Source organism: Mesorhizobium sp. M7A.F.Ca.US.006.01.1.1 (assembly GCF_003997935.1).
In the GTDB taxonomy this organism is placed as follows: domain Bacteria; phylum Pseudomonadota; class Alphaproteobacteria; order Rhizobiales; family Rhizobiaceae; genus Mesorhizobium.
In genome coordinates this window covers 1-8,469 of sequence record NZ_RZQL01000278.1, presented here as the reverse complement: position 1 = coordinate 8,469, position 8,469 = coordinate 1, and the positions used below count along the sequence as shown (strand labels likewise).

The window sequence follows — 8,469 nt, the reverse complement described above, 5'->3', positions numbered from 1 at the left end:
AGGAGATGCGGGCGCAGATGCGCGCCATGCCAGATTCCTACAGCTATTTCGCCGGGATGGCCGACAAGCTGATGGGCGACACCATCCCCGTCAACAAGCTTGACATGCTGAACTTCAACATGCGCGAGCCGCTTGGCGTCGTCGGCATGATCACGCCGTGGAACTCGCCGCTGATGCTGCTCACCGGCACCTTGGCGCCGTGCCTTGCCATCGGTAACACCGTTGTCATCAAGCCGTCCGAACACGCCACCGCCTCGACGTTGGCGCTGGCCGAACTGATCATGGAAGCCGGCTTCCCCGCCGGCGTCGTCAATGTCGTGACCGGCACCGGCACCAGCGCCGGCGACGCGCTGACGCGTCATCCCGACATCGCCAAGATCGTGTTCACTGGCAGCACGGCCACCGGCCGGCGCATTGCCGCAAATGCTGCGGCGAACCTGGTTTCGTGCCAGATGGAGCTTGGCGGGAAATCGCCTCAGGTCGTCTTTGCCGATGTCGACATGGACCATGCCGTCAACGGCGTCGTCTCCGGCATCTTCGCCGCCGCCGGCCAGAGCTGCGTTGCCGGATCGCGCTGCTTCGTCGAGGCCAGTATCTATGACCGTTTCGTCGACGCGCTGGTCGAGCGCGCCAGGCGGGTCAGGGTGGGCCACCCCCTGAATGACGATACCGACATGGGTCCGCTGGCGCTGTCGGCACAACTTGCCAAAGTTGAAAGCTACGTCGCCTCGGGCGTCCATCAGGGGGCGAGGATCGCGGCCGGTGGCCGCAGACCGCAATCGGCCGAGCTCGCGGAAGGCTGGTATTTCGAGCCGACCGTCATGGTCGACGCCCGCAACGACATGGACTTCATGCAGGAGGAGATTTTTGGGCCGGTCGTCGGCGTCATCCCCTTCTCGTCGGAAGAGGAGATGACCGCGCTCGCCAATGACACGCGCTACGGACTGTCCTCCGGCATCTGGACCAAGGACATCGACCGCGCGCTGCGCTTTGCCCGCAATGTCGATGCCGGAACCGTCTGGATCAACACCTATCGCGCCTCGTCCTTCATGTCGGCCAATGGCGGTTTCAAGGAAAGCGGCTATGGCCGCAGGGGAGGCTTCGACGTGATGGAGGAGTTCTCGCGGCTGAAGAACATCATGATCGATTATTCCGGGATCATGCAGGACCCATTTGTCATCCGCCTGCGCTGAGCATCACCCACACCGACCACAAAGGACGGGACAACAGAAATGAAATTTGCAGTGTCGCTGACCATGGAGCGCTTCTCGCCCGACATGCCGATGTCGAAGGTGAAGAGCAATCTGCTCGAGCTGGCGCAGATGGCCGACGCGGGCGGCTTCGAGACGCTGTGGACGGCAGAGCATCATACGATCGAGTGCACCATCTCGCCCAATCCGTTGATGACCCTGACCTGGCTGGCGCAGCACACGCAGCAGATCCGGCTTGGCACCTCGACGCTGGTGGCGCCGTACTGGAGCCCGATCCGCCTGGCTGGCGAAGCCGCCCTTTGCGATCACCTGACCGGCGGCAGGTTGGAGTTCGGCATAGCCCGTGGGTCCTATCAATACGAGTTCGACCGCATGGCCGGCGGCATGCCACAGCAGGAGGGCGTCGCCTACCTCAAGGAACTGGTGCCGGCGGTGAAGAAACTGTGGGCCCATGACTATGCGCATGACGGCCACTACTGGAAGTTTCCGCTGGCCGCGGGCGTGCCCAAGCCATTGCAGACGCCGCATCCGCCGATCTGGGTGGCGGCACGTGACCCCGGCACATTCGACTGGGCCGTAGGCATCGGTGCCAACATCCTGTCGACGCCGCTTTCAGCGCCCGCAGCCGAGATTGCCGTGCTCGGCGAAAAATTTCGAAAGGCGGTCGCGGACCATCCGGAAGTGCCCCGCCCACGCCTGATGATGCAACGCCGCACCTGCATCTACGATCGCCCGGAGGACTGGGAAGTCGCGGTCCGCCACGCCATCGACTACGGGCGCTCCTTCGAGAACCTCTTCCAGAACATCGGCACGGTAAAGAACGGTTTCCCCGAGGCTGTGCCGTATGAAAGCGTCAAGGGCAAGGACAACTACAATCCCGAGAGCATCCGCAAGAACCTGATGTTTGGCACCCCAGGCGAGATCATCGAGAAGCTCGAGGATTATGAGGCCGCGGGCGTCGACCAGTACTGCCTGGGACTCACCTTCAACCTGCCGTTCGAGCTGCAGAAAAAGACGATCAGGCTGTTCGTCGATGAGGTCATGCCGCACTTCGCCACGCGGGATCGCACCAGGGCTGTCGCGGTGGGGCACTGATGGCGATGGCGACCGGTTCCTTCGTCCACGGCGATGTGGCGCTCAACTATCGTGTCGACGGGAACGGGCCACAGAAGCTGGTCTGCATCCATGGCGTCGGCTCCTATCTGGAAGCGTGGAGCGGCGTCGTCGCTCGCCTGCCGGATCAGTTCACCGTGCTCACATTTGATCTGCGCGGCCATGGCGGGTCGGCGCGCATCAAGGGACGCTACGAGATTGATGACTTCGTCGGCGATACGCTGGCGCTGGCCGATCATGCTGGCTTTGCGCGCTTTCATCTTGCCGGCTTCTCGCTGGGCGGCCTTATAGCCCAACGCCTGGCACTGACCCATCCCAATCGGCTTCAAAAGCTCGTGCTGCTGGCGACCGTCGCTGGGCGCTCGCCGGAAGAACGCCAGGCGGTTCTGCGTCGTCTCGCCGCTTTGACCGGCAGCCAGCCGAGTGCGCACCATGCCGCGTCGCTCTCGCGGTGGCTGACCGAGGAGTTTCAGGAGCGCAACCCGGATGTGATCGCTGAGCTGCATCGGCGCGACGTCGAGAACGATCCTGCGTGCTACGCCGCCGCTTACCGGGTTCTGGCCGAGACGGATTTCGGCGGCATCCTCGACCAGATCAGGTCGCCGACACTGATCGTGACGGGGGAGGACGACCAGGGATCCAACCCGCGCATGGCGCGTCATATGCACGACCAGATCCGCGGCTCGCGGCTCGAGATCCTGCCGGGGTTGCGGCATTCGATCCTGATCGAAGCGCCCGGGCCGGTCGCTGGCCTGATTGCGGATTTCCTGAATGACCACTCACGACGGGCAGGGGCGTCCAGCCATGGATAGCAAATTGCAGAAAGCCGGCGAGGCAGTCCGCCGCAAAGTACTGGGCGACGACTATGTCGACCGCGCAATCGGCAATGCCGACGACTTCTCCAGTCCCCTCCAGGACATACTCAACGAGTATTGCTGGGGCACATGCTGGACTGACGCCGCGCTCGATCTCAAGCAGCGCAGCCTGCTCAATCTCGGCATGCTTGCGGCACTGGGGCGCATGCATGAATTCGGCGTGCATTTTCGAGGTGCGATGCGCAACGGGCTTGGCGACGACGAGCTGCGGGCGGCCCTGATCCAGATCGCGGTCTATTGCGGCGTTCCGGCAGGTGTCGAGGCCTTCCGTGTCGCGCGTGCGGTGCGCGACGAAGCAAAGGCCGACACGCCATGACAAGCGTTTCGCGACCGTCGGCTTACCTACGTTCCGAGCAATCGGCGCGGCAAACCTCCTCTACCTCGCCGGAAGACGGCGACGGCAGTCTCATTTCTAAATTGGCAACAACAACAAGGGGAACGGTACACATGAAAACATCTCTGAAATTGGCGACATTGGCGGCTTCGCTTGCCCTGACATTGACGACGCTTCCGGCTCAGGCCGGCGCGGTGCTGGACCGTGTCGTGGCGGCCGGAACTCTCAAGGTCGCAACTGACGCCAACTGGGCGCCGCAGTCCTTCCTCAATGCCAGCAACGAACTGGACGGCTTCGACATCGATGTCGCCAAGGAGATCGGCAAGCGCATCGGCGTCAAGGTCGAGTTCGTGACACCGGGCTGGGACATCATCACCGCCGGCAACTGGGTCGGCCGCTGGGACATGCATGTCGGCTCGATGACGCCGACGAAGAAGCGCGCCGAGATCTTCGATTTTCCCGCTGTCTACTACTACACGCCAGCAGCGGTTGCGGTTCACAAGGACAGCAAGGCCAAATCGTTGAGCGATCTGGATGGCAAGGTTGTCGGCGCGACGACGACATCGACCTTCGAAGCCTATGCCAAGAAGGATCTGACGCTCGACGCGGCCGGTGCGCCGCCATTCGAATACAAGCTCAACCCGAAGGAAGTGCACTCCTACGAGAACTCCACCACCGCTTTCGACGATCTGCGGGTCGGTGACGGCGTTCGGCTCGATGCCGTCGTCTCGTCGCAGCCCAGCATCGTCGATGCCGTGAAAGCCGGTTATCCGATCAAGCAGATCGGCGATCCGGTGTTTTATGAGCCCCTGGCTGTCGCAATCGAACACGGTGACCCGGAATTCTCGGCCAGAATCGCCGATGCCGTGAAGGCCATGAAAGGCGACGGAACGCTGAGCACGCTCTCCAGGAAATGGTACGGGGTCGACTACTCGGTCGTAAAGTAGTTCCGACATTCGCTGGCGGCTCGCCTGTGCGGGCCGCCGACCATTCGAAGGGACAGGCTATGCTCTACCCCGATACCGTCGAAGCTGAAGTCCTCGTGCACAAGCCGTGGTTTGTGGCGACGATGTTCGGCGTCGTCTTTGCGATCTTCCTCGCCTTCAACCTGACGTCGACGAGCTTCGGCGAATTGATGCGCCCGGTCATCGGCGAACCCTCGCAGAGCGGCCTTTATGGTCGGTTTGCCATCGCCTTCGTGATCGCGTTTCTGTTCGTCCTCAATGTCGTCCTGATCGGCTTCGCCTCGCTGCGTGTCCAGATCGCCATCGTCTGGTTCGAACTGCTGCTGCTCTTCCTCGCCTTCTTCGCGACCTTTCATCTCAGCCTGCCCTTCATCCGGGAAAAGCTGCCATTCCTGATTTCCCAAGGCGTGGTGACCACGCTCTACGTCTCGGCCATCTCCATTGTCATTGCGTCTCTCATCGCAATCCTGGGGGCTGTCGCCAAGCTGTCCACCAACGGCTTTGCCTATGCCATTGCCAGCTTCTACACCTCGTTCTTTCGCGGCCTGCCGCTCCTGATGCAGGTCTATCTGATCTATCTCGGCCTGCCGCAACTGGGCTTCGTGGTCGGTGCGGTTCCCGCCGGCATCCTGGCGCTCTCGCTGTGCTACGGCGCCTACATGACCGAAATTTTCCGATCGGGAATCCAGAGCATCGACCGTGGTCAATGGGAGGCATCGCGCTCGATGGGTTTTGGCTTTTCGCTGACCATGCGCCGGATCATCCTGCCGCAGGCGCTTCCGGTCATCATTCCGCCGACCGGCAACCAGTTCATCTCCATGCTCAAGGACAGCTCGCTGGTGTCGGTCATCGGCGTCTGGGAGCTGATGTTCCTTGCCCGCACGCTGGGCCAGAAGACCTTCCAGCACATGGAGATGCTGATTTCGGCCTCTCTCATCTACTGGATGCTGTCGATCTGCCTCGAACTGATCCAGTCCCGCATCGAACGGCACTATGCCAGGAGCAAGGTGCGATGAGCGCTGAACCCATCATTGAAGCCAGGGCCGTCTCCAAATGGTACGGCCAGTTCCATGCCCTGAAGGACATCAATCTGACGGTCCACAAAGGCGAACGCATCGTCATCTGTGGTCCGTCCGGCTCCGGAAAGTCGACACTGATCCGCTGCTTCAATCGCCTCGAATCGCATCAGGAGGGCGACATCGCCGTCAACGGCATCCATCTTCACCCAAAGATGAAGAACGTCGCCGACGTTCGCAGCAATGTCGGCATGGTGTTCCAGCACTTCAACCTGTTTCCGCATCTGACCGTGCTGATGAACTGCATGGCCGGGCCGATGTGGGTTAAGGGCGTTTCCGCCGCCGAGGCACGCAATACCGCGCTGCAGTTCCTGGAGCGCGTGCGCATTCCCGAACAGGCGAACAAATTCCCGGTCCAGCTGTCGGGCGGCCAGCAGCAGCGCGTCGCCATTGCGCGAAGCCTGTGCATGAAGCCGGCGGTGATGCTGTTCGATGAGCCGACATCGGCACTCGACCCGGAAATGGTGTCGGAAGTGCTCGATACGATGACCGCGCTAGCGCGCGACGGCATGACTATGGTTTGCGTCACTCATGAAATGGGCTTTGCACGGGCGGTGGCCGATCGCGTCATCTTCATGGATGTCGGCCAGATAGTCGAGGAAGGCAAGCCGGACAGCTTCTTCGGAAATCCTCAGCACGATCGGACCAAGCTGTTTCTCAGCCAGATACTGAAGCACTGATACGCACATTTTGCCGTAGCCAATGGCGGTAAGGGTAGTGGGTCAGTTATTCAGCGATAACGCGGACGGTCTCCGCTATGGTGGAGCGCAAGTCTTCCACCCGTGCCGTCGCTCGCATCTGGAAGCGTCGGGCGCTTTCAACAGCAAGATGGTTAGGCTCCCACTTGCTGATCGGGATAAGGCTCGTTGCGGATTAGCTCGAACGTCGCTTTTACCACAAACAGCGGCGCGCTTGTACCGTCATGAACCTGCAATGCGACTTGGCGGAACGTGCCGTTCGGCATCTGGTCCTTGGCTATCGCGGCACGGCGTCAGTTCGCGAGGTTTGAACCTGCCGAAATCCTCGGTGAAGACCTTGAAGGCACGCGCCATAGATGCCTCGACGACGACGGAGTGCCTTACAGGCTCGGTAGCAGGATGCTTGCTCATACCTGGTCCTTCTTTGGAGGCTCGACGGCTAGTTTGTAGCCCGCCAGGGTCTTGCTCCAGAACTGATCGACTTCCGCGCGCAGACTTGCCAGGCCGCCGGGATCGATACGATATATGCTTTCCTTGCCCGAGCGCGTGTCGGCAACAAGCCCGGCCTCCTTGAGTACCTTCAGGTGCTGAGAGACCGCTGGTCTGGTTACAGGCAGCGCACGAGCAAGTCCGCTGACCGAACAAGGCTGTTCGAGCAACAGTTCGAAGATCGTTCGTCTCGTCGAATCTCCGAGCGCAGTCCAGTAGTTCGCGTTAGTGGCCACTAACGCGAACTTAAATCGACGGGCCTTCCATGTCAACCTTGGAGTAGTCGACGGGCGGCCCGTTGACTCTGATTAAGCCGCCTTGGCGGCCCCGTCTCGTCGCGCCTCCCGGCGAGCCGCGGCGCATGCAAAAGCGCGAGCCGATGAGAGCGTTGCAGGACGATCTTGCCAAGGACCCGGACAGCCGATGCCGAGGTCATTACTGCAACCGGCTCCGATCCTGAGCCGATGGGAGGATCAGCGCGTCGCCGCCGGGAGAAGGTGAATTGACGGATGCATTCCCCTGTTGTCTCACCGCCTCTATCAACTCATGTGTTGCTTGAGCGACCTTGGCAACGGGCAATCGGTGCACGCAGTAGACGCCGCCCGGGTTGTTGGGTTTGCACAAATGGGGAGCAACACACTGGCAAGGCAATGGCGGCTCAACCGTGCGGTAAGGCACGCCAACTGGCCCCCAGACATCTGGGGGAGTGAGCCCGTAGAGGCCCACAACTGGAGTTCCGACCGATGCGGCCAAGTGCATTGGGCCGCTCTCGTTTCCCAGGAAGATAAACGCGTCCGCAAGCAATGCTGTTAGTGTCTCAAGCGAGGCTTTGCCAACAACGCTTGCCAACGGGGAGACCGCCACATTCAGGATACGTTGCGCGATTGCGCTCTCGTCAGGTCCGCCAATCAGCAGTGACCGCAGGCCCGTCGTTTCATAAACCTCATCGATCACTGCGGCGAACCGTTCAGGTTGCCAGCACCGCCCTTCGAACCTTGCTCCGGCGTGCACCGCGACGAAAGCTTTTGCATTCAGATTGCTCTGAGCCAGAATCTGGGTCGAAGCGCCTCGTCCGATGGATGTGGGCTCAAGCCTCGGTGTCACTTCACTCGACGTTATCCCGAGCGCTCTCAGCGGCGGGGGGATCGTATCCGACGCGCATTGGGGCGCCGATCAGCTTGTGTATTATCCTCGATGTCTTCGAGTCGGTCAGATCGATGGTGAGATCGAATTTTCGGCGGCGGAGCTCAGCGACCAAGCTTGAATATTCCTTCAAGCGCCTGGTTAGGCTTCTACCACCACCTCGAGGGTCGAATCCGATGGCTATGTCTGCGATACCCTGGCTGACCACCAAGTCTCGCAGGCCAGGAGCGCAAAGCATGGCCATGATGGCGTGTGGGTAGGCGACGCGCAGATTTCGCATAAGCGCCGAGGTCAGAATGACGTCCCCGATGTACTTCGCCTGGATAACCAGAATGGATTTGACAGCCAGCCGATCAGCCATCGAGATATTCAGCACGTCAAAACGATGGGGCAGGATGTTGGTCATTGGGCGCGCACAAACGTCCAAGAGAGCTCATGTGCCGCTTGTGGTGATCGATGGATCGGCAGCCTTGGAACCTCCGACCCATGCACCTCTCGTTTGTTCCACAAACAAAAAGGCAATCCCACGCAGCGCTCGCTGCCTGGGAGGAGCGGAACCGGGGCC

General features: G+C 61.1%; 10 protein-coding genes. 7 read left to right on the top strand and 3 right to left on the bottom strand.

The features are described from left to right. The 7 genes from EN943_RS31875 to EN943_RS31845 form a co-directional block, all read left to right on the top strand. Nucleotides 1-1,193 (top strand): aldehyde dehydrogenase (locus EN943_RS31875; RefSeq protein ID WP_164778481.1); only part of this gene is annotated, 1,193 nt, incomplete at its 5' end. 39 nt (nucleotides 1,194-1,232) lie between these two features. Beyond that, complete coding sequence (locus tag EN943_RS31870) at nucleotides 1,233-2,306, top strand: LLM class flavin-dependent oxidoreductase (RefSeq protein ID WP_127367613.1); 1,074 nt, start codon at nucleotides 1,233-1,235, stop codon at nucleotides 2,304-2,306. Beyond that, nucleotides 2,306-3,136 carry an alpha/beta hydrolase gene (locus EN943_RS31865; protein ID WP_127415987.1) on the top strand — a complete coding sequence of 277 codons (831 nt, stop codon included), beginning with the start codon at nucleotides 2,306-2,308 and terminating at the stop codon, nucleotides 3,134-3,136. The genes EN943_RS31870 and EN943_RS31865 overlap by 1 nt, the downstream gene beginning before the upstream one ends. Next, the gene (locus tag EN943_RS31860; RefSeq protein WP_127415986.1) at nucleotides 3,129-3,515 is read left to right on the top strand and encodes a carboxymuconolactone decarboxylase family protein; all 387 of its coding nucleotides are present in this window, start codon (nucleotides 3,129-3,131) and stop codon (nucleotides 3,513-3,515) included. The genes EN943_RS31865 and EN943_RS31860 overlap by 8 nt, the downstream gene beginning before the upstream one ends. Nucleotides 3,516-3,646: 131 nt before the next feature. Continuing rightward, nucleotides 3,647-4,480 carry a transporter substrate-binding domain-containing protein gene (locus tag EN943_RS31855; RefSeq protein WP_127415985.1) on the top strand — a complete coding sequence of 278 codons (834 nt, stop codon included), beginning with the start codon at nucleotides 3,647-3,649 and terminating at the stop codon, nucleotides 4,478-4,480. Between the two features lie 59 nt (nucleotides 4,481-4,539). Then, nucleotides 4,540-5,514: an amino acid ABC transporter permease gene (locus EN943_RS31850; protein ID WP_127415984.1), complete on the top strand. Its 975-nt coding sequence runs from the start codon at nucleotides 4,540-4,542 to the stop codon at nucleotides 5,512-5,514. Further along, nucleotides 5,511-6,254: an amino acid ABC transporter ATP-binding protein gene (locus tag EN943_RS31845; RefSeq protein WP_127415983.1), complete on the top strand. Its 744-nt coding sequence runs from the start codon at nucleotides 5,511-5,513 to the stop codon at nucleotides 6,252-6,254. The genes EN943_RS31850 and EN943_RS31845 overlap by 4 nt, the downstream gene beginning before the upstream one ends. 425 nt (nucleotides 6,255-6,679) lie before the next feature. On the opposite strand, the gene EN943_RS31830 is transcribed toward EN943_RS31845, so the two are convergent. The 3 genes from EN943_RS31830 to EN943_RS38570 all read right to left on the bottom strand — a co-directional run bounded on the left by EN943_RS31830 (nucleotide 6,680) and on the right by EN943_RS38570 (nucleotide 8,310). Next, a complete protein-coding gene (locus tag EN943_RS31830) occupies nucleotides 6,680-6,997 on the bottom strand; it encodes a metalloregulator ArsR/SmtB family transcription factor (RefSeq protein WP_063170682.1) in 318 nt (105 codons plus the stop codon). A gap of 199 nt (nucleotides 6,998-7,196) precedes the next feature. Continuing rightward, complete coding sequence (locus EN943_RS38575; protein ID WP_245476053.1) at nucleotides 7,197-7,865, bottom strand: glycosyltransferase family 9 protein; 669 nt, start codon at nucleotides 7,863-7,865, stop codon at nucleotides 7,197-7,199. Nucleotide 7,866: 1 nt separating this feature from the next. After that, entirely contained in the window at nucleotides 7,867-8,310 is a 444-nt protein-coding gene (locus tag EN943_RS38570) for a hypothetical protein (protein WP_245476052.1), read from the bottom strand. Nucleotides 8,311-8,469 lie beyond the last annotated feature (159 nt).